The sequence below is a fragment of the Nisaea sediminum genome, assembly GCF_014904705.1.
GTDB classification, from domain to species: Bacteria; Pseudomonadota; Alphaproteobacteria; order Thalassobaculales; family Thalassobaculaceae; genus Nisaea; species Nisaea sediminum.
Genome location: NZ_JACZCQ010000001.1, coordinates 346,765 through 371,266, shown reverse-complemented (window position 1 = coordinate 371,266; position 24,502 = coordinate 346,765). Strand labels below are relative to the sequence as shown.

The window sequence follows — 24,502 nt, the reverse complement described above, 5'->3', positions numbered from 1 at the left end:
GAATGTACTGGCGACACCGAACCCAACGCACATAATTGACCCGGGAAGGTCTTGCCACACCGCGCAAATTTTAATGCACCCTATGTCTGCACCCGTGCGACGTGACTGGACGTTATGACGAAACTAGTGATCGATCTCGGCGACGGGATTATTCCGGAAAATCAGCTATCGCTTGTTCAGCATTTCTCGGCCTTGATCATCGAAGGACGTCTCGACCAAGCGCAGATGTTGTTGAATTCTCTGATTTCCGCAAATCGATTCCGCAGCGTTAACCACGTTCACAACCAGCTTTACAGGGACGTCGATGCCTCGACCGCAACCCGGGGAAAGCGCTCGATCTGGGACAAGGACATCACCCGCTATCAGAACTCGACAGGCTGGATCCGTCAGTTCTTCGATGATTGTTTCAGCCCGGAAGAGAAATCCGCAATTGCTGACATTTCCATCACCAGAGCCTCATCGGTTGCCAGTATAGGGTCATGCTTCGCCACCAACATCTCGAAGCACCTGCGCGATCAGGGAATGCAGAACGTGCATACCCTGCGCGTTGAAGAAGCTGTCAATTCACCCCGGCTGATCGACCTCTATCTCAATCCCGAGAAAATAAGCGATCACGAAAAGAAGATTTGGGACGACCGGTTCAGCGTCGACTCGCAAAATATCCTGAACGGTCTGAAGAACATGGATCTGCTTGTTCTGACATTCGGGGTGGGATTCGATTTCATCGATCGGGAGGGGAACATCCTGATCGATCCGACAAACCTGTCTCAGCGCCTCAGGGACAATGAGATTTCACTACAGGCTCCAACGCCCGGGCAACAGACCGAATACATCAAATCCTGTATCCGGAAGATCTCGGAGACGAACCCCGATCTTCCGGTATTCGTGACTCTCTCTCCGGTTCCGCTCAGCGGTTTTCACGGAGACTATCATGTCGCGGTGGCAAACACGCTCAGCAAGGCCAATCTGGCAATCGCGATCCAGTCTGCACGACAGGAAACGCCCTTTTTCTACCTTCCGACTTTTGAAATCGTCACGGCCCTCTATGGAATGGTGGAGAATGTCCCGACCTGGGGAGAAGATGGAACCAGCCGGCACCCGAAGAACCCGGTGATCAAGGACATCTGCAGCGCTTTCGTGGATTATCTGGGCCTGCAGAACTGACGACATCGAGGGTCCTTCGAGGCGAGACTACGACCCAACCGCGCCCGCGGCCCCTCTGACGAATACAATTTCTTTCTTCGTGTCCTCTTCCCGCATCTGTTCACGCCACATCGCCGCGTAAACACCGCCCTGCTCCAAAAGGTCGCTGTGACTGCCCCGTTCGGCGATTTCTCCATCGCGCAGCACGATGATCTCGTGCGCATCGATCACAGTCGAGAGCCGGTGCGCGATGACTAGCGTGGTATAATTCTGGCTGACCTCGGAAAGACTGCTCTGGATCGCCTTCTCGGTATGGCTGTCGAGGGCGGAGGTCGCCTCGTCGAAGAGGAAGATCTTCGGCCGTTTCAGCAGCGTCCTGGCAATCGCCACACGCTGCTTCTCCCCGCCCGAGAGCTTCAGGCCGCGCTCGCCGACAGTCGTCTCATAGCCGTCCGGAAGGCTCATGACGAAATCGTGGATGCTCGCATGCTTCGCCGCTTCCTCGACCTCCTCTCGGCTCGCCGAAGGGCGGCCATAGGCGATGTTGTAGAAGATCGTATCGTTGAACAGCACCGTGTCCTGCGGAACGATACCGATGGCGCGGCGGAGACTGTCCTGGGTCACGCTGCGGATATCCTGCCCGTCGATCAGGACCGCGCCGTCGTCGATATCGTAGAAGCGGAACAGCAGGCGGGAGATCGTCGACTTACCGGCGCCGCTCGGCCCGACCAGCGCCACCGTCTTGCCAGCCGGCACCTCGAAGCTGATCCCCTTCAGGATCGGCCGCGCGGCGGAATAGCCGAACTTCACGTCCTCGAAGTGCACCTGCCCCTTCTCGACCACAAGTTCCTTCGCGTCCGGCGCATCCTCGATTTCCCGCTCCTCGTCGAGCAGACGGAACATCTGCTCCATGTCGGTCAGCGACTGCTTGATCTCGCGATAGACGAAGCCGAGGAAGTTGAGCGGCAGGTAAAGCTGGATCAGGTAGGTGTTCACCATCACGAAATCGCCCACCGTCGCTCGTCCCGCCGCGATGTCTCCGCCAGCTAGGATCATCACCAACGTCAGGCCCGCGGCGATGATCCCGCCCTGCCCGACATTGACCAGCGAGAGGCTGGTCCGGCTCTGCACCGCCGCGTCCTCGTAGGAGCGCATGGACTGGTCGAAACGCTCCTCCTCGTGCCGCTCGTTGCCGAAATACTTCACCGTCTCGTAGTTCAACAGACTGTCGATGGCCCGCGTCGTCGCCCGGTTGTCCATCGAGTTCATCTTCCGCCGGAACTTCAGGCGCCATTCGGTGATCAGAGTGGTGAAGAGAATGTAGGAACCTATCGTCCCGAAGGTGACCACCGCATAGCGGTAGTCGAACATCGCCCAGAGGATGCCGCAGACCAGCAGGATCTCGAACAGCGTCGGCAGGATGTTGAACAGCATGAAGTTCAGCAGGAACTCGATCGCCTTGGTGCCGCGTTCGATGACCCGCGAGATCCCGCCGGTCTGCCGGTCGAGATGGAATCGCAGGGAAAGCTGATGCAGGTGCCGGAAGGTCTTCAGCGCCGCCATTCGGATCGCCCGCTGGGCGACGCGCGCGAAGAAGAACTCGCGAAGCTGGGCGAAAGCCTGCTGCCCCAGCCGCGTCAGGCCGTAGGCGACGATGATCCAGATCAGGACAGTGAAGTCGAACTTGTCGCCGCCGGAAATCAGGTCGACGGCGTCCTTGTAGAGGATCGGGACATAGACCGACGCGCCCTTGGCCAGTGCCAGACAGAGCAATGCGATCACCACGCGCGCGCGCATCTCGAACTGCCCTTTCGGCCAGAGATATGGCAAGAGCGTCTTCACCGTCTGGATATCGGCCGTCGCGGGAGCGTCGGATTCGGTGAGGTTCGCGGTCGGGCGGCGGGGCATGAATTTTCCTAACTGGCGGATTGGAACGGCATACCGCTTGGTTATATGTTCGATAAATATCGAACTAATCAACCTTTGTGCAAGTCCAGTGGCTCCGGCAAGCTCGGTATCGGTGGCGCAGGTTCGACATGCCGTCGACGGCATGGGCTGACCGGCTGAACCGCTTCCGATGCCGGCGGCGTAGATGTCGTGTCAGGATTTAGGCGGCACGAGCCCCAAATAGACCCCATTCAGACGACAAAAAGGCACCGCTCCTCCGCGGCATCCCGCCAGGCGGTCGGGACATGCCATATCCGGGGGGGATATGAAACAGCTCATGATAATGCTGGCGCTGGTCTGCAGCCTGATGCAGGCGGCGAGCGCTCACGCCGAGGTCGGTACCGTCAGCCTGGTCAAGGTCTGGGGATACAAACAGCAACCAAGCGCAACGAAATGGGAAGCGCTCTATCGCCGCGACCCAGTTGAAATGAACCAGCGGCTGCGTACACCGGACGGCGGTGCGCTCCATGTCCGTTTTATTGACGATACCGAATTGCGCCTCGGATCCGCGGCGGAAGTCACGGTCGACCGCTTTGTCTTTGACCCGGTTTCCGGCGCTGGCAATCTGCAGGCGGAAGTAAGTCGGGGGCTGATGCGCTTCATCACCGGACGCATGAAGAAAGACGGAGTCCGGATCGGGACCCCGACAGCGATTATCGGTATCCGCGGCACGGACTTCACGATCGAAGTCGCCGAGGATGGTACGACGACGGTCGCGGTCCACGAAGGCGAGGTCGTGATCATGCCGAGGATCGGCGGCGGAAGCGAATCCGTGCCGGCAGGACAGAACGCCCGGGTCGCCTCGAACACATCGGTGGTGGAAATGGGCGTAAAGCCCCCTGCTCCGGATATCGGTCTTGAAAAAGGGGCTGGGCTGGACGGCCCCGCCGGCGGTGGCGGCGGAGGTGGAGACGGAAACGATAGCGGCGGTGACGGGAGCGGCGGCGGGTGCTAACCGGGCAACCTAACCGCTGTTGCGCAAACCGGCCGAAATGCCGTTGATCGTGAGCTGGACGCCCCGGAGGACTTTCGGATTGTCCGGCTCGCGGCGGTAATGACGCAGCAGGTTGACCTGCAGGTGGTTGAGCGGATCGAGATAGGGAAAACGGTTCGAGATCGAGCGCGAAAGCAGCGGGTTGTTCTCCAGGAGAGAACTGGCCCCGGTGATTTCGAACAGTGCCTCCACCGAGGCTTGCCGCTCATCCCTGATCCTGTGGAAGATCGTCTCGCGCAGCTCCTTGTCCTCGACCAGCTCGGCGTAGCGCGAGGCGATCGCCATGTTCGTCTTGGCCAGCACCATCGCCATGTTCGAGAGCTGTCCCTCGAAGAACGGCCAGTCACGATACATCGCGCGCAACTGCTCAAGACCGGTCGTCGGATTATCTGCAAGCCACGCTTTCACGGCACTGCCGAACCCGTACCAACCCGGCAGCATGAGTCGACACTGGGACCAGCTGAAAACCCACGGAATGGCACGCAGGTCGGAGATCTTCCCGAGCTTCTTCCGCGACGCCGGACGCGAGCCGATATTCAGCGTCGCGATCTCGTTGATGACGGTCGAGCCCCAGAAATACTCGTCGAACCTCGGCGTCTCGTAGACCAGCGCGCGGTAGGCTTTGAACGCTTCCGCCGAGAGCGCTTCCATGGTCTCGAGATAGGCTGGCGGAATGTCGTCGCGCTCGGGCCGCAACAGCGAGGCCTCGAGGCAGGCGGCGGCGAGGATTTCGAGGTTGCGACGGCCGAGATCCGGGTTGGTGTATTTGCTCGAGATGATCTCGCCCTGCTCGGTCAGCCGGATCTGTCCGTCCACAGCGCCGGCCGGCTGGGCGAGGATCGCCTCGAAGCTCGGGCCGCCGCCGCGACCGACTGTCCCGCCCCGGCCATGGAACAGACGTAGCCGGACGCCGTGTTTCCGGAACAGCTCGATCAGCGCGATCTCCGCCTTGTAGAGCTCCCAGCCGGATGTGAGATACCCACCGTCCTTGTTGCTGTCGGAATAGCCGAGCATCACCTCTTGTGTGCCGCCGAGACTGTCGACCAGCGCCCGGTAGGCCGGGATCGCAAGCAGCCGGTCCATGATTCCGACGCAGTTGCGCAGGTCCTCGATGGTCTCGAACAGAGGCACGACATTCACCCGGCTCCCGCCGTCGGACGTGACCAGCCCGACCTCCTTAAGAAGGATCGCGAGCTCGAGCAGGTCGGAGACGCTCTGGGTGTTCGAGATGATCGAGGTCGCGATGGCCCTCTGCCCATAGCGCCGGTGCGCCGCGGCGGCGGTGCGGAAGATCGCGAGTTCCTTCTCGGTCTCCTCGGCATAAGCCTCGAACGGCCGCACCAAAGGACGCGAATTGGCGAGTTCCGCTGAAAGCAGCTCGATCCGGGCCTCCTCGTCGAGCGTGGCATAATCCTCCGCGGCGCCAACGGCACACAGCAGATCGGCCATCGTCTTCGCATGCACCTCGGAGTTCTGCCGCATGTCGAGGCTCGCGAGATGGAAGCCGAAACAATCGACCGCGCGGCGCAGCCGGCGGAGGCGGCCTTCGGTCAGCAGGCGGGAGCCGTTCTCGACCAGAGAGTCGTGGATGACTTCCAGATCCGCGAGAAGTTCCTCCGGAAGGGCGTAACCGTTCCTTTCGTCCGAGGTCCTGCCATGCACCGGCATCGGCTCCCGCGGCAGAGGCTTCAATACCGCTCCCAAAGTCGCATCGAGCCGCGCACGCATGCCCGAGAGTGCGCGCCTGTAAGGCTCGACCGCAGTGTGCTGCGAGGTATCCGCAGCCGCATCCGCAAGCTCGGTCAGCTTCGCAGAGGCCGAGACGATGCGGAGCGAGAGCGAGAGCTCGTCCTCCAGCTTCTCCAGCTCCGAGAGATAGAAGCGCAGCACCCTCTCGCTCTGCATCTGAAGGGTGCGCTCCATGACCTCCGCGGTCACGAAAGGATTGCCATCCCGGTCGCCACCAATCCAACTGCCGATCCGGAGAAAAGAGGCAAGATCGATCTTCGCGCCCTCTCCGGCCATCGCGGCGATCCTGTCCTCAAGTCGGCAATAAAGCCGCGGAAGCTCCCGGAAAAAGGTGTAGTCATAATAAGTCAGCCCGTTCTCGACCTCGTCTTCAACCGTCAGGCGGGTCTGGCGCAGCAGATTGGTCTGCCAGAGAGTGAGGATGGCGCGGAGCAGCTTGTCGTCGATATCCGCCGCCTCTTCCGGGGTCCACAGTCCCCGTTCCCGCTTGGAGATCAGGTCCGCAACCGCCATCTCGCGACGCATCGTGCTCTTGCGCCGGACCTCGGTCGGATGTGCCGTCAGGACCGGGCTAACAAGCGCTTCCGCGAAAAAACGTTCCAGGTCGGTCGCTGAAAATCCTGCCTCCTCAGCCGCGCCAAGTGCCGCTTCGATGCTTCCGCGTTTCGCGGCCGAGCCCTGAATGTCATGCGCCCGGGTGCGACGAATATGGTGCTGGTCCTCGGCAATGTTGGCGAGGTGCGAGAAATAGCTGAAGGCACGGATCACCTGCACCGACTGGTCTGGACTGAGACGTGCGAGCAGTTCTTCCAACTCAAGCTTGGCCTGCAGCTCGTCATCGCGGTGAAAGCGGATGGATATCTGCCGGATCTTCTCGATGACATCGAAGATCCCCTGACCTTCCTGTTCCCGCACGGTGTCGCCGAGCAGACGCCCGAGCAACCGGATATCCTCGCGCAGGGGAGCATCCTTCGAGTCTTCGGCGACTTGATCGCCGGCGGAGTCCAGGTGGCTTTCGTCCGGCATCTTTCCCTCGCTTCCTCGAACGGGCGCCTTTTTCGGCCGGCGCGGGGCCAGACTGCATCGACTGCTGTTCGCAGGTGCAGCATTCCCACAACAGGGAAGGACGATCTGACACGTCGGTCAAGAACGAACGCGATCAGCTGGCCCATGGAGGGCGGCCAACGCTACTCTTGTAGGCCGGGAAATCGGCGGATCAGGAGGCGACGTTGAAGCTCTCGCCGCAGCCGCAGCGGCTGGTTTCGTTCGGGTTCTTGAAGACGAAGCCCGAATAATACTTGTCCTGCTGGAAATCCATCTCGGAGCCGAGGATGAACATGACCGAGGCCGGGTCGACGAAGATCGTCACGCCCTTGTCCTCGACCACATCCTCGAATTTCTTCCGCTCCTTGGCGTATTCGACGAAGTAGCTGAGACCGGAGCAGCCCTTCGCCTTCACGCCGACGCGCAGCCCGAGAACGCCGTCCTCGGGATTGGCAGCCATCAGGTCCTTGACCCTGCCGGCGGCGGCGTCTGTCAATGTTATCGGGGCTTTACCGGGTTGAAACATGATGTCTCTGTCCTCTGATGAGCCTGCCCTTTTAATATAATGATGAGGCAGATCAGTTTCTAGAACATGTTGAGGGCGAGGCGCGCTTCGTCGCTCATCCGTTCCGGGTTCCACGGCGGATCCCAGGTCAGTTCCACCTGCACGCGCCCGACGCCCTCCACGGAGGCGGCCTTCTCGGCGACGTCGATCGGAAGCTGTCCCGCCACCGGGCAGGCCGGTGCCGTCAGGGACATTACGATCCGGACGTCTCCGTTCTCCGCGATGGCGATCTCGTAGATCAGGCCGAGCTCATAGATGTCGACCGGGATTTCCGGGTCGTAGACCTCTTTGAGGGCGAGCGCGATGGCGTCTTCCTTGGCGACCTCGACGCCGTCGGCGAGAGGTTCGCCGCGTTCGGCGACGATGCCTTCTTCCGGCGGCGGAAGGTCGAGGAAGTCGTGCATACCAGGGCCTCCGTGCATCATGCGAAGATCTCCCTCACCTTTTCGAGGCTGTCGGCGAGCGCGTCGATATCCTTGCGCGTGTTGTACATGCCGAGGCTGGCGCGGGCCATCGCCGGCACGTCGAAACGGTCCATCAGCGGCTGGGCGCAATGGTGCCCGGCACGAACCGCGACACCGGCCTGATCGATGATCGTCGAGATGTCGTGCGGGTGCGCGCAATCCATGACGAAAGACAGGACGCTCGCCTTGCCGGGTGCGGTGCCGATCAGCCTGAGGCCCTCGACGGAGGCGAGACGCTGGGTCGCATATTTCAGCACGTCTGTCTCATGGGCGCCGATCGCGGCCATGCCGATCTTCTCGACATAATCGACGGCGGCTCCGAGACCGACCGCCTGGACGATCGGCGGGGTCCCCGCCTCGAATTTGTGCGGCAGGTCGGCCCAGGTCGATTTCTCGAAGGTCACGGTGTTGATCATGTCGCCGCCGCCCTGCACCGGCGGCATCTTCTCCAGCAGCTCTTCCTTGCCGTAGAGAATGCCGATCCCGGTCGGGCCGTAGAGCTTGTGGCCGGAGAAGGCGTAGAAGTCGCAGTCGAGGTCCTGAACGTCGACCGGCATGTGGGTGACGCCTTGGGCGCCGTCGACCACGAGCACCGCGCCGGCCCTGTGCGCCAGCGCCGCGATCTCCTTCACCGGCAGCACCGTGCCGAGCACGTTCGAGACATGCGGGACCGAGATGATCTTCGTCTTCTCGGTGATCAGCGCCTCGAGATCGGCGATGTGGAAGGCGCCCTCGTCGTCGACGTCGACGACCTTCAGCACCAGGCCCTTCTCATCGCGGACCATCTGCCACGGCACGATATTGGAATGGTGCTCCATCGTCGTGATGATGATCTCGTCGCCCTTCTCCAGAAAGGCGCGGGCATAGGAATGCGCCACGAGATTGAGCGCGTCCGTCGTGCCGCGGGTGTAGATCACCTCGTGGCTGTGCCGGGCATTGATGAAACGCTGAACCTTCTCGCGCGCACCCTCGTAGCGCGCGGTCGCCAACTCGCTCAGGTAATGCAGGCCGCGATGCACGTTAGCATACTCGGCCTCGTACATCCGCGTCACCGCCTCGATCACCTGGCGCGGCTTCTGCGCCGATGCGGCGGAATCCAGGAAGACCAGCGGCTTGCCGCGGACTTCAGTCGAAAGGATCGGGAAGTCCCGGCGGATCGCCTCGACGTCGTAGGCCAACTCATTCATCACGCGGCTTCCTCCCGTGCGATCCGCGCGGCCAGCCAATCGGAGATCTTCTCGCCGAAGGCCCGCGCGACCCTGTCGACCCGGATCTCGTCCAGCGCGTCCCGAAGGTAGGCCTCGATCAGCATGTTGCGCGCATCATGCTCGCTGATGCCGCGGGCCTTCAGATAGAAGAGCTGTTCGGCATCGAGTTCACCGACGGTCGCGCCGTGGCTGCATTTCACGTCGTCGGCGTAGATCTCGAGCTCCGGCTTGCTGTCGATCTCCGCCTTGCGGGAGAGCAGCAGAGCACGGTTCATCTGGTAGCCGTCGGTCTTCTGCGCCGGACGCTGTACCAGGATCTTGCCCTGGAAGACGCCGCGGCCGTTCTCGTCCAGCACGCCCTTGTAGATCTCGCGCGACTCGCTGTTCGGCTTCGCATGCTCGATGAAGGTGGTGTTGTCGAGATGCTGGTTCGCGGCCGCCATGTAGACACCGTTCACCGCGTAGAGGATCTCCGAGCCGTCGAGCTTGCTGCGGATCTCGTTGCGCGCCAGTTTCGCCCCGCAGGAGAGTGCGAAATTGTCGTAGACCGTCTTCTCGCCGCAAAGCACGTGGGTCATGGCGACGTGATAGGCGTCGCGGGACTCGTTCTGCAGCTTGTAGTGATGGAAGACCGCCTCGTCCTCGACCGTCACATGGGTGACCGAATTGGAGAAGTAGCCGCCCTCGCCGACATGGCTCTCGACCAGCGTGGCCTTGGCGTTCGGGCCGACCCAGATGACGTTGCGCGGGGCGAAGGCCGTGTTTCCGGTCCCGATCGAGATGATGTGGATCGGTTTTGCAATGTCGGCATCCCTCGCGATCTCGATCAGCACGCCGCCGGTGATGCCGGCCGTGCTGAGCGCCGCAAGCGGGAGCCCGTCGATCATGCTCTCGTCCTGAAGGGTGCTTATGGTCACGCCGTCCTTGAATTGCAGCGCGTCTGCGAGCGGCGTGATCAGAAGGCCTGCCGGCAGTTTGTCGAGCCCGGACCGGCTTTCGTCCAGACGGCCGTTCACCAGGACGATCTCGATACCCTCGATCCCTGCGATGCTGTCCCGCGGGATCTCCACCGCCTCGGCCTTCTTGGCCGGTGCAGTGAACTCAAGGCCGCCGAGGCTGCGCAGGCTGGTGTATTTCCAGGCCTCGGTCCGGTTGGTCGGCAATCCGAGCTCCGCGAACCGCGCCGCTCCCTTCTGCGTCACCTCGCCGAACCAGGCGGGCGCACCCTCGAGGGCCGCCGCGCCGAAAGCTTTCAGCAGCGGATTGTCATGTGCCATGTCGTTCGGCATGTCTCGTTCTCCGATCCGGTCAGGCAGCCTTGCCGGTAAAGTCGGCGTAGCCCTTTTCCTCGAGCTCGAGGGCCAGTTCCTTGCCGCCGGACTTCTGGATCTTGCCATAGGCCATGACATGCACATGGTCCGGCTGGATGTAGTTCAGCAGACGCTGGTAATGGGTGATGACCAGCATCGACCGGCCCTGGTCGCGCAGCGCATTCACGCCCTCCGCGACGATTTTCAGCGCGTCGATATCGAGGCCGGAATCGGTCTCGTCCAGCACGCAGAGCTTCGGCTCCAGCACCGCCATCTGCAGAATCTCGTTCCGCTTCTTCTCGCCGCCGGAGAAACCGACATTGACCGCGCGCTTCAGCATGTCGTCGCCCATCTCCAGCGACTTCGCCTTCTCGCGCACGAGCTTCAGGAACTGCATCGCGTCCAGTTCTTCCTGCCCGTTGTACTTGCGCTTGGAATTCAGCGCCTCGCGCAGGAAGGTCATGCTCGGCACGCCCGGGATCTCGACCGGGTACTGAAAGGCGAGGAAAAGGCCTTCGTTGGCCCGCTCGTCCGCTTCCAGGTCCAGCAGGTCCTTGCCCTCGAAAGTCACGGAGCCTTCCGTCACCTCGTAGCCGTCGCGGCCAGCCAGCACGTAGGACAGCGTGCTCTTGCCCGAACCGTTCGGGCCCATGATCGCATGCACTTCGCCGGGCTGGATGGTCAGGTCGATCCCCTTGAGGATCTCCTTGCCTTCCTCTTCCAGCGAGGCGTGCAGGTTCTTGATTTCCAACAGAGCCATGTCTCTCTCCGAGCGTATTCTTATTTGATGAACCGGCGCGTCAGCCGACGCTGCCTTCCAGACTGATGCCGATGAGCTTCTGCGCCTCGACGGCGAATTCCATCGGCAGTTCCTTCATGACTTCCTTGCAGAAGCCGTTGACGATGATCGAGACCGCATCCTCTTCGGAAAGCCCGCGCTGGGCGCAGTAGAAGAGCTGGTCCTCGCTGATCTTCGAGGTGGTCGCCTCGTGTTCGACGCGGGCCGTCGGGTTGCGGGATTCAATGTAGGGAACCGTGTGGGCGCCGCACTGGTCGCCGATCAGCAGGCTGTCGCACTGGGTGTAGTTGCGTGCGTTCTCCGCCCCCGGAAGGATCTTCACCAGGCCGCGATAGGTGTTGTCGGCCTTCCCGGCGCTGATGCCCTTGGAGATGATCGTCGACTTCGTGTTCTTGCCGATATGGATCATCTTCGTCCCGGTATCGGCCTGCTGCGCGTTGTTGGTGATCGCGACCGAATAGAACTCGCCGACGGAATTGTCCCCCTGCAGGATGCAGCTCGGATATTTCCAGGTCACGGCGGAGCCGGTCTCGACCTGGGTCCAGGAGATCTTCGAATTGTCGCCACGGCAGGCGCCGCGCTTGGTCACGAAGTTGTAGATGCCACCGGCGCCGGTCTCGTCGCCCGGATACCAGTTCTGCACCGTCGAGTACTTGATCTCCGCATCCTTCATCGCGACCAGTTCGACGACGGCGGCATGGAGCTGGTTCTCGTCTCGCTGAGGCGCGGTGCAGCCTTCGAGATAGGACACGTAGGAGCCTTCCTCGGCGACGATCAGGGTGCGCTCGAACTGGCCCGTGTTCTCCGCGTTGATGCGGAAATAGGTCGAGAGCTCCATCGGGCAGCGCACGCCCTTCGGGATGTAGACGAAGGAGCCGTCGGTGAAGACCGCGCAGTTCAGCGTCGCGAAGTAATTGTCGGAGTACGGCACGACCGAACCGAGATATTTCTTCACCAGCTCCGGATGTTCCTGGATCGCCTCGGAGATCGAGCAGAAGATGACGCCGTATTCGGCCAGCTTCTTGCGGTAGGTGGTCGCGACGGAGACGGAGTCGAACACCGCGTCGACGGCGACGACGCCGGCGAGGACTTCCTGCTCCTTCAGCGGAATACCGAGTTTTTCGTAGGTACGCAGCAGCTCCGGGTCGACCTCGTCGAGGCTCTTCGGCCGCTCCTTCATCTTCGGCGCGGAATAATAATAGATATCGCTCAGATCGATCGGTGTGTATTCGACCTTGGCCCAGTCGGGCTCTTCCATCGTCTTGAAATGCTCATAGGCCTTGAGGCGCCATTCCAGCATCCATTCCGGCTCTTCCTTCTTTGCCGAAATGAAGCGGATGACCTCCTCGCCGAGGCCTTTCGGCGCCATCTCTGATTCGATGTCCGTGACGAAGCCGTACTTGTACTTCTCGGTACCGAGTTGTTCGACCTGTTCGATTGTCTCGACAGTTGCCGCCATGTCTCTGTGTCCCGTGTCCTAATGCGTCAAATCAAAAACCAAATGCCCGTCAGCTCTCGATCGCAGCCGGGCTCCGTTCGCCTTCCCGCACGGCCGGCCGCAGCGGGAACATTTCCGTCGGGTCCAGCAGATCGGCCAACGTCACTTCTTCAAGCGCAGCCCGCACCGCCTGGTTGACCCGGTCCCAATTGCCGCTGATCGGACAGGAATTGCTGACCTCGCAACCGCCGTCGCCCTCCTCGACACAAGCCGTCAGCGCGATCGGACCGTCGATCGCCTGGACGATCCGCGCCACGGTGATCTGCTCCGCCGTGGTGTCGATGGAATACCCGCCGTTGGCGCCGCGGTGGGAGGTTACGAGCCCCGTTCCGGCGAGAATCTTCAGCAGTTTGGAGACCGTCGGGAGGGGAATAGCCGTGCTGTCCGACAGCGCCGCCGCGGTCCGCACCCGGCCCGGCTCGCGCGCCATCTGGCCAAGGACCACGACCGCATAGTCGGTCATCTTGTTGAGTTTCAGCATCGCGTCGCCCCGAATTCGGACTAATTTCGTCCCATTAATTAAACCTGCGGGGAGATAAATCAACCGTAATCTGCGGGCTGACGGCAAAAACTTTGAAAGGTTCTAATTCCGGGGAGGCACCGGAGATGTGCCACATTCAGCGCGACCGTGCGAGCGATTTATTGCAGGATACGCGGCCGCGTATACCGATGCGCCGGGCCGCCGCAAAACAATCAAGAACAGTGCCCTGACCCGCCATGACTTCGCCGCAGAACCAGCCGCAGCCCCTCCTCGCCGTCCTCTGGATGATGGGCGCTCTCGCCTCCTTCACCTCGATGGCGGTCGCGGCGCGGGAGCTGACCCAGGACCTCACCGTTTTCCAGATCTCCTTCATGCGGACGGTGATCTGTCTCTCGCTGCTCCTGCCCTATGCCTACAAGCTCGGCTGGCAGGAAATGAAGACCACGCGCCTGAAGACGCACGTCGGCCGCAACATCATCCATTTCGGCGGGCAGTTCGGCTGGATCTACGGCGTGAGCGTGCTTCCGCTGGCAGCCGTCTTCTCGCTCGAATTCAGCGCTCCGGTCTGGACCGCGATCCTCGCCGCCTTCCTCTTGAAGGAAAGACTGACCCGGACCCGCGTCGTCTCCATCGCGCTCGGGTTCGCGGGTATCCTCGTCATCCTCCGGCCGGGCTCGGACCTGATGCAGCCGGCCTCCTTCGTGGTCATTGGCGCCGCGGTCTGCTTTGCCTTCACCTACGTTTTCACCCGCGGCCTCGCCTCCACCGAGAGCGCCTTCAAGATCATTTTCTACATGAACCTGATCCAGCTCCCGATCGGGCTTGTGCTGTCGGTCCCGGTCTGGATCACGCCCAGCGTCGAGATGATCCCGTTCATCGCCATCCTTGGAATCTGCGGGATCACCTCCCATTACAGCATCGCGCGGGCCATGGCCCATGCCGACGCAGCGGTGGTCAGCCCGCTCGATTTCCTGCGCCTGCCGCTGGTCGCGGTGATCGGCTTCCTGCTCTATCAGGAACCGTGGAACCCGTACGTCCTGCTCGGCGGCGCGATCACATTTTCCGGAAATCTGCTCAACATCTGGACGGAACAGAAAGCCCACCGGAAGACCGCCATGCCGGTCCTCGACACCACCGAAGCTGCCCGGGAACGCAGCACATAAACCGGCACGAATCCTGAATCGCCTTTATCCACGAACAAATTGCCAATAAAATCACCCGAATTCCGGGAAAGGCACGCGGCCAGGATGCGTCGAAACAAGAATCTGGAAATCCTGACCCTTCGCGAAGGGTCATGGGCCATCGAAGGTGCCGCGCGCGATATCGAAAGCGCGGAGAAGACCGCTATGCAGTTCATGGCGCGCCCGGGCGTCATGGGCGTCCGCGTGGTAAAGGAGTCCCTCAAGGACATCCGCAATCCCTCCCCTGGCGACATTCTGTTCGAAAAGCTCCGTGCGACCGGCAACGGCGATCAAATCGCCGTCGGGGAAATCGGCAACACGCCGCCGGTCTGCGAAGATGTGGAAGAACTCTTCCAAGGTGCGGGCCGCAAGACCATCAACCGTCTATTCCGCGCCTATCTCGACAAACAGGGCGTGACCCCTACCGAGGTCATGCACAATGCCCGCGAGATGAAGCGGGCCATGGATTTCCAGTCCATGCTTCCGTCGGCCGTCGCGAGGGTCGCCCAGCTGCAGTCGCGCGGCGAGGACGGCGGAGACACGGGCACCCGGCGCGACGCGCTCTTCGGCTTCGTCGAAAAGATCAGCGAGCGCGCCAGGAACGCGGAAAGCAAGAAGCTGCCGTCGATCGAGAAGGACGGAATCAACGAGTCCATCGAACGCATCAACAAATCCGCCAACGGAGAGGCCCCCGGCTACCTGTTCCGTGTCGCGGCGAGCCGCGATCTCGTCGGCAAGCGCAACTGGTGGGACAAGTTCGCGACCTCCGTCGGATGGGCAGAGGAATGTGAGTCCGATCCCGCGCTCGCCAATCTCGACTGGTTCATCAGCGACGCGCTCAGCAATGCGGAGGTCCTGCAGGACCTGCTCGGCGAACAGGAGAGTCTTGCGGGCGCCCTGATCACGCTGATGGAGATCGCCGACGGCGTGCGCGAGATCGACGAAGAGAAGGCCGGAAACCCGGAGAACGTCGAGGCGACGGCGCTCAAGATCAACAAGCTGTTCCGCAAGGCAAAGCTGCCCGAATCCAAGCTCGCCGTGATGGACAGAGTCTGCCGCCAGCTGCAGAGTTCCGGGGCGCTGACCAAGGACAAGGAAGACGAACCAAAGGTGTTCCGGGAGATGCTGCAGAAGCTGATCCCCGGAACCGAGCTCGTCGGCGGTCCGGAAATGGCGGAGGCGATCACGCACCGCCAATCCCACATCATCAACAAGGGCGGCGAAGGCGGGCTGAAGGCGGCGACCGCGAGCGTCCTGCCGGCGCTTCGCGACCCGGGCCGCAAGGCCGGGTATCTGCTCGCCCTGTTCGAGAGCGATCTCGGCCGCAGCATTCTGAAAGACGAGATCGAGCATCATCTGAACGGGCTCTTCATGACGCCCGCATCGGTCAACCAGATCGTCCGCAGCTCGGTTGCGCCGAACAAGAAGATGGAGAAGGTCACCTCGATCTTCTACCGGATCCAGAATTCGAACCTGCCCGATGCGCGCAAGCAGCAGCTGACCCAGCATCTCGACGAATTGCTGGCGACCTATATCGTCGACGGCCGCATCCTCGACCGTGTCGACGACCCGGACAAGCCGCTCCATATCCGGGCTTTCATGCTGGTTAGCATGTGCCAGCCCGAAATGCTTCCCGACGGCAAGGCCTCGAAGCTGGCTCGCGAGATCATCGTGAAGCATCTGCGCCGACCGAACTTCGAGACCGAGCTGGTCGCGCAAATCGCCGACCCGACGAAGAAGGAAAAGATCCTGCGGGACTTTCACGTCCAACTGCAGCGCAGCGGATTCTTCGGCTGATCCGGACCGCGGCCAAGGGTCGTCGGCCTCTCCGTCTTCCATAATAAAAAAAACAGAAACACGCCCATTGCGCGTACCGCGTGATATTTTCCGCCCTATTGGCGCGTTCGTTTCCTCTGCCTCGCCACGCGCGATTTGGCGATCGGAGCAATCGGCGGACCGCCCGCGACACACTGAAGTCGGACAGGATCGTCATGAAATATAGAACCGTATTCTGCGCGCTCGCTCTTCTGTTCCTGATGCTGCCGGGCTTTGCGGAAGCGGATCCGGCCTACCGCTTCGGGTGCGGGACCCCGAGCGCCCCAGACGGCGATGCGATCCCCACACCGGAAGGAAATGTCGGCTATGCGTCCATGCCCGGCTCGCTCTGCGGCGGCACCAGCCTCTACACCTGGGATTACATGGGCACTGTCGAGGACGCCGATGCCAAAGCCTACTCGATCGAGGCGACCATTTCGCAGTTCTGGCGTCTGCTTCAGGACTGCCCTGCGGACACGACCTGCGAAGAAGGCGGCCTCGCTTTCCACAATTTCCTGTTCGCCTTCGAACAGGGCGGCGATCACTTCCTCCTGAACAGCGCCTATGGCGGAGACGGCATGGCACCGCTCGCCATCCTGTTCTCGATCGACACGATCGCCGCCGAGGCCGGTCTTGACGGAATTACGGTGCAGACCACCCCTGTCATCGAAGGCCTCCTCGGCGTGCTTCTCGCGGGGAAATCGAACCCGCGCATCCCCGGAGCGGAACCCTTGCTCGGTATGTCGGTCAAAACGACCGGACGGCAGCCGAATAACCGGATCTATCTCGGCTATACCGGTCAGCCGGGCCAGCAATATGAACTTTCAGGCGGCAATATCGGCTTCCTGCGGCGCTACGACGGCAACGGTGCGCCGGCACAGGAAATCTATTATTTCCGGTACAAGATCGGCGTCGAGGACGAACGCGGGGTCGTCGGTCAGGGGCTCGGAAACGGATATGTCGGTCCGGGCCTCACCCCCGGCTCGGGCGCGCCCGCGCATTACAGCACCGAATACGAGATCTCCCAGGCACGGCTGAAGGTCCTCTCCTGGTCGGTGGAGATGTACGCGCTCGGCCTCAACGACCGTCCGGCGCCGGGTTTCGCCGAGAGCTACAGTTTTTCCGGCAAGACGGGAATGATGTGGAACGATTTCGGTCCGCTGAAAGCGCATCAGGTCTCGGCAAGCGGCACGATGGCGGAGCTTCGCAAGCTCGACGAGGGCGACCTCGTCCGGCTCGGCCTGAAAACCGAGGATGCCGCGCGCGCCAAGGCCCGTGTCCTCGATGCCCTCGGATCTCCCGCCCCCGGAACGCCGGACTCGTCGAGCACCGTCCTCTATCACGGCAACTGGCTGCCCGTTCAGTTCACGGCCGGCAAATATGCCGGCGCCTCGCTGGTAACCAGCGTCTTCTGGCTGAAGGATACCGAACGGCCGAAGGACCAGACATCGGACAATTTCAAGGACTGGGCCCGCATCGGCTGGGGCAGCCTCTATCCCGGCATCCTCGCCGACGACGTGACCTCGTCCTATTCGCTCTCCGAAGGCATGGTCCCGCAGCTCCCCGTCGAAATGACCGAGGCTGCCTATCAGAAGTTCGTCACGCAGGGCTGGCGGAATCCGTTCGCGATCCATCTCGAGGACTTCGTGCCCGAGAAATACGATCCGTCCTTCCCCTGGGTCCAGAAGCTGACCGTAACGGTCCGTAAGCAGTCGCGCATGCATTCCGCGCTGGAATCCTACGCGCGGGAGGCAGCCATCCTGAGCGGGCAAAGCTTCCAGGCGACGGACGGGGATATCGTCATCACTCTCAAGGCGCTCTCGCCGGTAACGCAATACACGCTGTTCTCCACGAAGATCGCCCACCCGTTCTACGAAGGCGCGGCAGGGGCGTATATCGACGACATCTTCGTCGGTTATGCCTGGATCGAGCATATGGCGAGTTCGCCGAAGAAATAGCGTGCGCTGCCCTGGCGGAGCTAGTCCCCGCCGCGGTTCAGGAACTCGTGCAACTGCTTTTCGCCGATCCCGCAATTATACCCGCCGGGGCCCTTACCGAGCGCGGCCGGCAGCGCGCGGACCGGTTTCTCCGGCATAAGCCCCGCGACCTCGAGGATCATCTTGCGGCGCACCGCCGAGGCGAAGGACTTGATCCCCTTGGCCGCGATCACGAAGGCGCCGTCTCCACCGATGACGCATTCCTCGTAATAGACATCGAGATCGTCGAGCTTCGGAAAGCCATAGGGCGACGGCCTCTCGTTCAGGATCGGCAGGGCATTGATCACCAACCCCGCAGCGATTGCCCGGTCCCGCGCCTCGTCCACCCGGGTTCCGCTGTTGTTAGGTCCGTCGCCGGAGATATCGATCACCTGTCTTTCCGCAAAGAAACGCGGGTCCTGGAACATCCGGACCGCGAAATCCAGCATGTTGCCGATCGAAGTGCGCCGGCCGGCCATATGCGCCCTGACGGAGAGATTCTCCGCGAAATCATAAGCCGCCTGCTTGCTGTCGATCAGAGTCCAGTCGAGCAGCACGCGCTGATGATCGCCGCCCGCCCACTCCACATAGGCAAGCGCAATGCGGCCGAGTTGCCCTGAGAGGATGGTATTGATGACCGCGTCATCACGCAGCGCCTCGACATAACCGTCGCGCTGCAGCCCACCCTCCCAGAAATCGATCGAGCCGGAGACGTCGACGGCCAGCAGAAGCTTCAGATCGACCAGTTGCGGTCCGGTCTGGGGCAGGCCTTGGGCAAGAGAGGCAGCAGGGAAAAGGCAAAGCGCGGCGAGCGCGCCGATCGCGGATTTACGCCAAACACCGATAAAACGCGCAAGCGGCATATCAGGTGACCTCCACCCGTATTAGCGCGCACTTTCGGACGTGGAGGCAAGTCTATGTTGAGAGGAACTCCCTCAAGAGCGCGTTATAAGCCTCCGGCGCTTCCATGTAGGGGGCGTGTCCGACCCCTTCCAAGCGGACATGCCGCCCCGCGGGATAGAGCGCCGCCAGCGCTTCCGACTGGCGATGGGACACCACCTTGTCGCCAGCGCCGGAGATCAGCAGGACCGGACATCGGATTGTCGGAGCCACCGGGCGGGTATCCGCATGGTGCAGCATGGTGGCGCAGGTCCGGAGCCCGGCGGCGGTCACGCCGCGGGCGATCTCCTCGACGGTCGCCCGCACCGCTTCCGGCGCGCCATCGGCAACCATCATGCCGGAGCGCTGCGCGGCATAGGCCGCACTGCCCTCTTTCTCCAGCGCCGCGATGCGCGTCGCATAGCTCGCGGAGAGCGGCTCGCTCGCCGGCTTGGCGCTACCGGAGTGGGTGCAGGAGAGGATCATGTGCTTGACCCGGTCGCCCCCCTCTCCCGCCACCGCCTGCGCGACGATGCCCCCCATGGAATGCCCGATGACGGAAAACTCGCCGACCCCGAGATGGTCCATCAGCGCCAGGGCCAGGGTCGCGAACGCCGTCTGGTCCGGGCCGATCACCATGGTCTCGCCATAGCCCGGCGCGTCCCAGCCGATGATGTGCCAGCTATCGGAGAGCGCGGCGTACTGCGCCCGCCAGGTCGCCGAATTGCCGCCGAGCCCGTGTAGCGCCAGGAGCACGGGCTTGCCCGCACCGGCGCCGGCCTCGCGATACGAGATATGCCCCGCCGGAGTATCGACCCGTTTCCGCTCAGGTTCCTTTGCCATATCCTTCTCCTTCGGCACCGCCGTACCCTGAAAATCATTCAATTCCCGGTCATTATGCCAGCATTCGGGAGCGGATAAACGCGCTGGCTACCCCCTCCTGTCATTCCATACTAGAACAAGAGCGCATGGCCCGCGATCCGACGTATCATCCGGCGAAGGGAGGAGAAGCCATGCAGGACATCGTCGAACTTTCGCGGCTGACTTTCGTCATGGACATGCTGGCGGCGGTCGCCTTCGCGATTTCCGGCTCACTCGTCGCCTCGCGCAAGGGTCTCGACATCCTCGGCTTCATGTGGCTCGCCATCCTGACCGGCGTCGGCGGCGGCACGGTGCGGGATCTCGTGCTCGACGTGCCGGTTTTCTGGGTCGCCGACCCGTCGCACGTGATCGCCTGCCTGATCACCGCGACGATCATGTTCTTCATCGCGCCGAAAGTGGAATCGCGGATCCGGCTGGTACTCTGGTTCGACACGCTCGGGCTGGCCTTCGTCACCGTGGTCGGAACGGTCAAGGGGCTGGATCACGGCACCGGACCGCTGATCGCCGTGGTCATGGGCGTGGTGACAGCCTCGGTCGGCGGCATCGTGCGCGATGTCGTCGGCAACGAGGAAAGCATCATCCTGCGCCGGGAAATCTATGTCACCGCGGCAGCTCTCGGAGCCATCACCTATGTCGCGCTGGCGGGGCTCTCGGTCGGGCGGCTGGAGGCGGCTATCGCCGCCTTCCTCGTGACCTTTGCCGTCCGCGCGATGGCAATCACCTTCGACTGGTCGATGCCGAGCTACTACCGCAAGCCGAAGACGATCGACGAGTTCCGCCAGAGCCGGGAGCGCTGAAGCTCAGCCGCGCCCGGCCGTGTGATATTCCGCGTTCGGCATCATGTGCACGGCGCTCGCGACCCGGTTCGACATGTTGAAGAAGCCGGCGACATTGGCGATGTCCCAGATGTCGCGGTCCGTAAAGCCCACATCGCGTAGCGCTTGCCGGTCGGCCTCGACCATCTCCCAGGGCGACCGCGTCAGCTTCTCAGCGAACCCCACCATCGCCTTCTGCCTTGCGTCGAGATCGGCATAGCGGTGATTGAAGGCCAATGCTTCGCCGAGTTCCGGCTGGCCGGACAGCTCGCGGACAGCCGCGCCATGGGCCACGAGGCAATAGAAGCAGTGATTGATCGAGGAGACGACGACCGCGATCATCTCCCGTTCCAGCTTGCTGAGGCCGGAGGGGCCGAGCATCAGCGTGTTGTAGAGCGCGGTGAAGCCCTTCAGATGCGCGTCGTCGAAGCTGTAGGCCTTGATGACGTTCGGCACCATGCCGAGCTTCTCCGCGCAGAGATCCCAGTACTTCCGGGTTTCCGGCGATAGGTCGTCCGCATCCGGGACCGGCAGCCCGATTTCCAGGGCATGCACTTTTTCCTGACTCACTCTTTCCTCCTGTCAGTCCGATCCGTCCAGCGCCGCCAGTTCACCGAGCGTGACCGGCTTGATGGGGGGGCGGATCCGGTAGTAGCCGATCCGCTCAGGGTGTTCCCCGTGCGCATCGGCAAGAATTTCAGTGATGGTGAGACCGCACATGCGCCCCTGGCACGGGCCCATGCCGGCGCGCAGGAAGGCCTTCGCCTGGTTCGGACCCGGGGCGCCGAGCGCGGCGGCTTTGCGTACGGCAGCGGCGCTCACCTCCTCGCAGCGGCAGACCGTCACGTCTCCGTCCAGCCGGGCAATCCAGTCCGGCGGCGGGAACATCGCGTCGAGCAGCGGCCGGACGGCAAGTTCCGCGCGCAGCGCGTCTCGCGCTTTGACGATCTCGACGTCGCCGGAGGGCCGGTTGACCGAGCCGAAACGCTCGGCGATCTCGAACGCCGCGATACGTCCTGAATGGACGGCCGCCATAGCGCCGCCGATCCCGCCTCCATCGCCGGCGACGAAGACATTGTCGACGCTGGTCTCGCCGCGGTCGCTCAGATCCGGCCGGAAGCAGCGCTGCGCCGCGTCCCAGTGATGGTCGCAGCGGAGCAGCCGGGTCAGCTGCGGGTTCGGCACCACGCCCTCGTGCAGCAGCAGGTGCGCAGCTTCGAGTTCCACCGGCATCCCCGCGCTCCGGAACCGGACGCGCTCAAGCTGTTCCGTGCCGTCGGCCACAAGGTCGGTGACCGCCCGGTAGACCGGTATCCCCGAGGCTGCCAACTGTCTTTTCAGCCGGTGCCCCTTAAGCAGAGTCCGCCATCCGAGCAAGGCCACGGGCAGGTGCGGCAGGCCGCGCATATAGGCGCCCGGCGGCGTGGTTTCGAGCAACGCCGCTATCTCGATACCGGCGGCAATACATTGGGCCGCGAACAGCAGCAGCAACGGACCGCTTCCGGCGAGCAGCAATGGCGGTTCCGGATGAAGCCCCGAACTCTTCAGCAGCGTCTGCGCCGCGCCGACCGTCATGACGCCCGGCAGCGTCCATCCCGGAACTGGGACCGGCCGCTCCATCGCGCCTGTCGCGATCAACAGCGCTCCGGCCCGGAACTGCCGCGTCGCTCCGTCCCAGGCGACCGTCACCGTCTTGTCGCCTTCATCCGGACTGTCGGCATGCCAGACCGACGCGCTCGGCCAGAACTGCGCGCCGGACGCCTCGAACTGCGCCGCGAGTTCCGCGCCTTTCGCATAATCCTCGCCGAGAAAAGCGAGGTTTCCAGAACGCGCACCGGCGTTGCGGCCGACCGCGCGCCAGATCTGCCCGCCCGGCGCAGGCTGCTCATCCACCACGATCACCGAGAGCCCGGCGTCGCGCGCCGTGACCGCCGCCGACATTCCCGCCGGGCCGGCACCGATGATGGCGAGGTCAAACCGGGTCATCTTCCGCCTCCCCAGGCAGCCCAGGCGCGCCGCGCTGGCGACGTACCCGCATTCCATCCCGCACCTCGATCAGGCATGCCTGCCGGTTCGGCACACCATCGATCTCCACCAGGCATTCGAAACAGACACCCATCATGCAATAGGGCGCGCGAGGCGATCCGCTTTTCGGCGTCGTGCGGGTGGCACCGGCTCCCGCCGCCAGAAGCGCTGCCGCGACGCTGTCGCCCTCAAGCGCATGCACCTGCTCGCCCTCGAACAGGAAGCGCACCCTTCGTCCCTTCTGTTCAGGCAGCCGGCGCAGCATCGAACCTCTCCGGAGAAAAGGCGGCGAAGCGCTCGTTGAAACCGCCGCGGAGAATGACCGGCGCGAGTTCGAGCGCATGCGCTGCAGCCAGCGTGACGCCGCTGTGGCAGGAAATGCTGAAGGCGCCCGGCATACTCTCGCTCTCCCGGTAGATCGGGAAGCCGTCCGGCGACATCACCCGGAGCGCACTCCAGGTGCGGACAATGCGGGCATCTTTCAGGACCGGGAAACTGCGAATGACCGAGCGCGCGATCTCGGCGAGCTTCGCCGGGTTGATGCGCGTGCTGTAGCCCGCATCCTCGTGGCTGTTGCCGAAATTGATCGTTCCGTCCGCGGTCTGCCGCGCATTGACGAGAAGCATCGGGATCACAGGCTGCATCCTCTCCGTGATCAGGATATGGCCCCGGTTCGGTTCGACGGGGATCGAGAGACCGACCATTTCCGCCAGCCACTTGTTGGCGAGCCCGGCCGCGATGACCACCTTGCCGCCGCGAAACGCCCCCACCTTGGTGGAAACGCTGAAACCCTCCCCATCCTTCTCGATCTTCCGCACCTGCGCGCCGCTGACATAGCGCGCGCCCAGCGCCTGTGCGCCGCCATGCAGGCCGCGCAGCAGATAGAGCGGGTTCACGTGGCCGTCATGCGGAGAGTAGCTGGCGCCCGTCACTTCCGGACCGATCAGCGGCAGCATCTTCAGCACATCGGCGCGGTCCAGCATCACCCGATCATTCTCGCCGACGCCGGGCTGGTTGTGCATGCGGCGGATCTCGTCCTCGTTGGCGCGGAAATCCTCTTCGCCGAGGCAGAGCTCGAGCCCACCGTCCTGCTTCAACTCGATATCGGTTCCGTCGCCGCCGCGGATGACGTCTGCGAAGCTCCGGTAGAGATCCTTCGAGCGCCGGGTCCAGCTTGCATATTCATGCATCCCGTCGCCCTTGCCCTGCACCCAAACGAGGCCGAAATTGCCGCGTGAGGCGCGCAGCGCGACATCGCCCTCGTCGAGCATCGTGACGGACGCCCCCTCGCGGGCGAGCCCGTAGGCGACGGCCGCGCCAACCAGCCCGCCGCCGATAACGATGACCTCACTGGCGTCCGACATCGCGGCTCAATCGAGCAACGCTTCGAGGTCGGCCTGAACCGATTTGTCGAACCCGATGAGACGGATCTCGCCGAGGTCGAAGACCGGTCTTTTCACCAGCGAGGGATGACTCGCCAGCAGCGCCGGAGCCGTCGTATCGGTCACGCTTTCCTGGATTGCGGGGTCGAGTTTCTTCCAGGTCGTGCCGCGCTTGTTCACCACCTTCTCGACGCCGAGTTCTTCGATCCAGCCCGCGGCCCGCTCAGCCGTCAGCCCACCCTTCTTGAAATCGTGGAAACTGTAAGTGACGCCGCGCGAGTCGAGCCATTTGCGGGCCTTCTTCACCGTGTCGCAGTTCGGAATGCCATAGACCGTAATCATCGC

22 protein-coding genes are annotated in these 24,502 nt (G+C 62.8%); 6 read left to right on the top strand and 16 right to left on the bottom strand.

Going from position 1 to position 24,502, the window contains the following annotated elements; translation table 11 throughout:
- Nucleotides 1-126: 126 nt before the first annotated feature.
- On the top strand, nucleotides 127-1,164 hold the full coding sequence (locus tag IG122_RS24375; RefSeq protein WP_193179825.1) for a GSCFA domain-containing protein: 1,038 nt from the start codon (nucleotides 127-129) through the stop codon (nucleotides 1,162-1,164).
- A gap of 27 nt (nucleotides 1,165-1,191) precedes the next feature.
- On the opposite strand, the gene IG122_RS01695 is transcribed toward IG122_RS24375, so the two are convergent.
- Entirely contained in the window at nucleotides 1,192-3,051 is a 1,860-nt protein-coding gene (locus IG122_RS01695) for an ABCB family ABC transporter ATP-binding protein/permease (protein WP_193179824.1), read from the bottom strand.
- Nucleotides 3,052-3,355: 304 nt separating this feature from the next.
- Between IG122_RS01695 and IG122_RS01690 the strand changes: the two genes are divergently transcribed.
- Nucleotides 3,356-4,045: a FecR family protein gene (locus IG122_RS01690; protein ID WP_193179823.1), complete on the top strand. Its 690-nt coding sequence runs from the start codon at nucleotides 3,356-3,358 to the stop codon at nucleotides 4,043-4,045.
- A gap of 9 nt (nucleotides 4,046-4,054) precedes the next feature.
- Here the strand turns inward: IG122_RS01690 and ppc are convergent, their stop codons facing one another.
- From ppc to IG122_RS01650, 8 genes are all read right to left on the bottom strand, one after another.
- Nucleotides 4,055-6,859 (bottom strand): phosphoenolpyruvate carboxylase, encoded by a 2,805-nt coding sequence (gene ppc / locus IG122_RS01685; RefSeq protein ID WP_193179822.1) that lies wholly within the window; start codon nucleotides 6,857-6,859, stop codon nucleotides 4,055-4,057.
- Between the two features lie 190 nt (nucleotides 6,860-7,049).
- Nucleotides 7,050-7,403 (bottom strand): HesB/IscA family protein, encoded by a 354-nt coding sequence (locus IG122_RS01680; RefSeq protein WP_193179821.1) that lies wholly within the window; start codon nucleotides 7,401-7,403, stop codon nucleotides 7,050-7,052.
- Between the two features lie 59 nt (nucleotides 7,404-7,462).
- Nucleotides 7,463-7,846 carry a DUF59 domain-containing protein gene (locus tag IG122_RS01675; RefSeq protein ID WP_193179819.1) on the bottom strand — a complete coding sequence of 128 codons (384 nt, stop codon included), beginning with the start codon at nucleotides 7,844-7,846 and terminating at the stop codon, nucleotides 7,463-7,465.
- A 17-nt stretch (nucleotides 7,847-7,863) separates the two neighbouring features.
- The gene (locus IG122_RS01670; protein ID WP_193180460.1) at nucleotides 7,864-9,093 is read right to left on the bottom strand and encodes a cysteine desulfurase; all 1,230 of its coding nucleotides are present in this window, start codon (nucleotides 9,091-9,093) and stop codon (nucleotides 7,864-7,866) included.
- Entirely contained in the window at nucleotides 9,093-10,403 is a 1,311-nt protein-coding gene (gene sufD / locus IG122_RS01665; RefSeq protein ID WP_193179817.1) for a Fe-S cluster assembly protein SufD, read from the bottom strand. Before sufD ends, IG122_RS01670 begins: the two co-directional genes overlap by 1 nt.
- Nucleotides 10,404-10,422: 19 nt before the next feature.
- Nucleotides 10,423-11,184: a Fe-S cluster assembly ATPase SufC gene (sufC, locus tag IG122_RS01660; RefSeq protein ID WP_449867086.1), complete on the bottom strand. Its 762-nt coding sequence runs from the start codon at nucleotides 11,182-11,184 to the stop codon at nucleotides 10,423-10,425.
- Nucleotides 11,185-11,224: 40 nt separating this feature from the next.
- Complete coding sequence (gene sufB, locus IG122_RS01655; RefSeq protein ID WP_193179815.1) at nucleotides 11,225-12,682, bottom strand: Fe-S cluster assembly protein SufB; 1,458 nt, start codon at nucleotides 12,680-12,682, stop codon at nucleotides 11,225-11,227.
- A gap of 49 nt (nucleotides 12,683-12,731) precedes the next feature.
- Nucleotides 12,732-13,202, bottom strand: a complete 471-nt coding sequence (locus IG122_RS01650) for an SUF system Fe-S cluster assembly regulator (protein WP_193179813.1) — start codon at nucleotides 13,200-13,202, stop codon at nucleotides 12,732-12,734.
- A 236-nt stretch (nucleotides 13,203-13,438) separates the two neighbouring features.
- On the opposite strand from IG122_RS01650, the gene IG122_RS01645 reads away from it, so the two are divergent.
- The 3 genes from IG122_RS01645 (at nucleotide 13,439) to IG122_RS01635 (ending at nucleotide 18,156) form a co-directional block, all read left to right on the top strand.
- Nucleotides 13,439-14,365: a DMT family transporter gene (locus IG122_RS01645; RefSeq protein ID WP_226893257.1), complete on the top strand. Its 927-nt coding sequence runs from the start codon at nucleotides 13,439-13,441 to the stop codon at nucleotides 14,363-14,365.
- An 84-nt stretch (nucleotides 14,366-14,449) separates the two neighbouring features.
- Nucleotides 14,450-16,180 (top strand): hypothetical protein, encoded by a 1,731-nt coding sequence (locus tag IG122_RS01640; protein ID WP_193179812.1) that lies wholly within the window; start codon nucleotides 14,450-14,452, stop codon nucleotides 16,178-16,180.
- Between the two features lie 194 nt (nucleotides 16,181-16,374).
- The gene (locus tag IG122_RS01635; protein WP_193179810.1) at nucleotides 16,375-18,156 is read left to right on the top strand and encodes a hypothetical protein; all 1,782 of its coding nucleotides are present in this window, start codon (nucleotides 16,375-16,377) and stop codon (nucleotides 18,154-18,156) included.
- 20 nt (nucleotides 18,157-18,176) lie between these two features.
- Here IG122_RS01635 and IG122_RS01630 read toward each other — a convergent pair whose 3' ends face one another.
- Together IG122_RS01630 and IG122_RS01625 are read right to left on the bottom strand one after the other, a co-directional pair.
- Nucleotides 18,177-19,037 carry a DUF1194 domain-containing protein gene (locus IG122_RS01630; RefSeq protein WP_193179808.1) on the bottom strand — a complete coding sequence of 287 codons (861 nt, stop codon included), beginning with the start codon at nucleotides 19,035-19,037 and terminating at the stop codon, nucleotides 18,177-18,179.
- 52 nt (nucleotides 19,038-19,089) lie between these two features.
- Nucleotides 19,090-19,896, bottom strand: coding sequence for an alpha/beta fold hydrolase (locus IG122_RS01625; protein WP_193179806.1), 807 nt, complete (start codon nucleotides 19,894-19,896; stop codon nucleotides 19,090-19,092).
- Between the two features lie 170 nt (nucleotides 19,897-20,066).
- On the opposite strand from IG122_RS01625, the gene IG122_RS01620 reads away from it, so the two are divergent.
- Nucleotides 20,067-20,732, top strand: coding sequence for a trimeric intracellular cation channel family protein (locus IG122_RS01620; RefSeq protein WP_226893256.1), 666 nt, complete (start codon nucleotides 20,067-20,069; stop codon nucleotides 20,730-20,732).
- 3 nt (nucleotides 20,733-20,735) lie between these two features.
- Here IG122_RS01620 and IG122_RS01615 read toward each other — a convergent pair whose 3' ends face one another.
- From IG122_RS01615 to IG122_RS01595, 5 genes are read right to left on the bottom strand one after another with little or no spacing between them, the layout of a single operon-like run.
- Nucleotides 20,736-21,320: a peroxidase-related enzyme gene (locus IG122_RS01615; RefSeq protein ID WP_319024793.1), complete on the bottom strand. Its 585-nt coding sequence runs from the start codon at nucleotides 21,318-21,320 to the stop codon at nucleotides 20,736-20,738.
- Between the two features lie 12 nt (nucleotides 21,321-21,332).
- A complete protein-coding gene (locus tag IG122_RS01610; RefSeq protein ID WP_193179805.1) occupies nucleotides 21,333-22,736 on the bottom strand; it encodes an FAD-dependent oxidoreductase in 1,404 nt (467 codons plus the stop codon).
- A complete protein-coding gene (locus IG122_RS01605; protein ID WP_193179804.1) occupies nucleotides 22,723-23,040 on the bottom strand; it encodes a (2Fe-2S)-binding protein in 318 nt (105 codons plus the stop codon). Before IG122_RS01605 ends, IG122_RS01610 begins: the two co-directional genes overlap by 14 nt.
- Nucleotides 23,021-24,139, bottom strand: coding sequence for an NAD(P)/FAD-dependent oxidoreductase (locus tag IG122_RS01600; protein WP_193179803.1), 1,119 nt, complete (start codon nucleotides 24,137-24,139; stop codon nucleotides 23,021-23,023). Before IG122_RS01600 ends, IG122_RS01605 begins: the two co-directional genes overlap by 20 nt.
- Nucleotides 24,140-24,145: 6 nt before the next feature.
- A complete protein-coding gene (locus IG122_RS01595) occupies nucleotides 24,146-24,499 on the bottom strand; it encodes an arsenate reductase (protein WP_193179802.1) in 354 nt (117 codons plus the stop codon).
- Between the last annotated feature and the right edge of the window lie 3 nt (nucleotides 24,500-24,502).